We start from the raw sequence: 2,700 nt of genomic DNA, 5'->3' as shown, positions 1-2,700 counted from the left end.
ATAATTTATAGCTATAGGTTTTTGTGAGATATAAATAAAGGTTATACTTTTGTTATGCTATAAAAAAACAAATTGCTAATTCAATATAAACTTTATGAAAAAAACGATGGTAAGCATTATTACAATGCTTTTAGGTGCTATTTGTAGTGCCCAAGAATTGCCAAAGATAGTACCTCCTTCACCAGAGGCTACGTCTATAGCGAAGTTTACAGAAGTCCCAGTGAGTCATTATACAGGCTTACCCAATATTAATATTCCAATTTATACAATACAGTCGGCAGGAACAACAGTTCCTATAGGTTTGTCGTATCATGCCAGAGGTATCCGAGTAGAAGAGATCGCTTCTCGAGTAGGAATAGGTTGGGCTTTGAATGCAGGTGGAGTCATATCAAGACAAGTAAGAGATGGAGTAGATGAAGGATCAAAAGGATATTTAGTAGAGAACTATTATAATAGTTTTGAGACTAATGAACAGACAAGATCTTATGTTTACAGTAATAGTTTATCAGGAAGTCCTACAAAGATAGATTTAGTACCAGATCAGTTTAATTTCCAATTTCCAGGAGGAAGTGGAAAGTTTATTTTTGATCAGCAAACCAAAGAGCCAATACTTCAGAGTTATTCAGATTTGAAAATAGAGAAGAACGGGTATCAGTGGATTATTACTGCTAGCAATGGGTATAAGTATTATTTTGGAGAGCCAGCAGTAGCAGATGCGAACAGAGTACAACCTAAAAACACAGATATTACTTTTAGTTATGTATATGACAATAGTGGTTTGTCAGGAGGAGCTGATCCAAGTCCAAGCGCTATTAATAGCTGGTATTTATTAGATATTGTAAGTCCTACAGGAGAGAAAATTCATTTCAACTACGAAGTAGAAAACATAGAATTTTATAGAAGATCTTATGACAAGTTTGATAAAACAACCAATGGTCAGAGTAGCTATTTTTCGAGAGTTAAAAGTACACAGTATCAGTTAAGTAATATAGTGTTTGAAACTGGGAAAGTAGTTTTCAATAAATCATCAACAACAAGAGAAGATTTGAGTGGATCCAAATCCTTAGAATCAATAGATGTTTTTGAAACTATAGGAGGTCAAGAAAAAAGGATAAAAAAATACAAGTTCGAGTATAGCTATAGTAATGATGTAACTAGTGCTAATGTATTACCATATTTAAAAAACATAGAACCATCTTCAAAGAAGCGATTATTTTTAGATGCAGTTAAAAAAGTTTCTAATAGCGGAGTATCACAACATTATTATGCAATAGAGTATACCAATAAAGCAGATTTACCAAATAGGTTTTCGAATTCACAAGATTTATGGGGATATTATAATGGGAAAAACAATGGTTCATATTTAACGTTTAATACCTTTGATAATGCTACCAATAGAGAGGTAGATGAGGCTAAGGCTAAGGTAGGTTTGATAAGTAAAATTATTACTCCAACAAGAGGATATAGTAAGTTTACCTTTGAAACCAATAAAGCAGTTCCGCCACTTTATTTTCATAATTTATTTTACAAAAACACCAATCCTATTTCGTCTACGTCAAAGTTTGCGAATTTATTAAAGGATGCACAGTATTTAGTTGCCAATGGCGATTATGAAAAAACATTTAGTGTAGGAGATAATCCAGTAAACTTTAGAAGTCAAGTATCATTTTTTGGGAATTTTGGACAATGTAGTGCTACACAAAACATATCACAATGTAAATATCAGGTAAGTATAGTAGGGGTTAACGGGACTTCGTATTTTACAAACTTATACATGGGTTTACAAACACATTCAACTTTGTTACCAAAAGGCGACTATAAGTTTGTAGTAAAAGTATTAGGAGGCGATAACCCGTCAGATCTTCAAAATGGTTTTACCATTGCATTATCATGGGATGAAGAAGCAATTTCAGAACCAGAGTTGACTTATAGTGGAGGGAATAGAATACGAGAAATAGAGATAAATAGTATAGATAACGGAAAAATCACAAAGAGTTATCAATATGTAAAGGAAAATGGAGAGAGTAGTGGATTGTTATATTCTTTACCAGGATATTATTTTAAAAACGAGGAGTTTGGAATAGACGGTACCGTTGTAAAGGCAGAAGCCTATGGAGCAAAACCAGGAAGCCCTTATAGCTATGCTCAAGGAAACCATGTAGGATATAGTCATGTAACGGAATATATAAATGATGGAAATGTAGAAGGAGCAGGCGGAAAGATAAGTTATGAGTTTACGGCTATGAGTGATGGCGGAGAGTTTTATAAACCACCTTATACCTTACCCGTAAATAATGAATGGTTACGAGGTAAGCCATTAAAAGTTACTTACTATAAAAGAGAAAACAGTAATTATGTAGTTGTAAAGAAAGATGAGTTTAGCTACCGATATGCAGCTTCACCAGGTTATAAAACAATCACAGATCCAGCAGTAGGAGTTATACCCCAACCAGGAGTAACGATACCTTCAATGTATTACTTATCAGAAAAAAAGCAACACAATATACCTTTAATAACCTTTAAGTTAAATGCAGATAATCCAGTAGGATCGAATCATAATGATTATAAGGTTTATAATTTAAATGGAGGAGTTTCTAATTTATATTCAAAGAAAGAGACAACTTATTTAGAAGGAGAAGCATTAGAGAGTGAGACGACTTATTTTTACAACTATGACAAGCATTATCAGATAAGTCAAAC

1 protein-coding gene is annotated in these 2,700 nt (G+C 33.1%); it reads left to right on the top strand.

From position 1 onward, the window contains the following. Nucleotides 1–94: 94 nt before the first annotated feature. The coding region (locus tag MHN29_RS18235) for a hypothetical protein (RefSeq protein WP_235276126.1) at nucleotides 95–2,700 on the top strand (2,606 nt) is incomplete at its 3' end.

The sequence above is a fragment of the Tenacibaculum sp. Cn5-46 genome, from assembly GCF_022347705.1.
GTDB lineage: Bacteria > Bacteroidota > Bacteroidia > Flavobacteriales > Flavobacteriaceae > Polaribacter > Polaribacter aiptasiae.
This window is presented reverse-complemented; position numbering and strand designations above follow the sequence as displayed.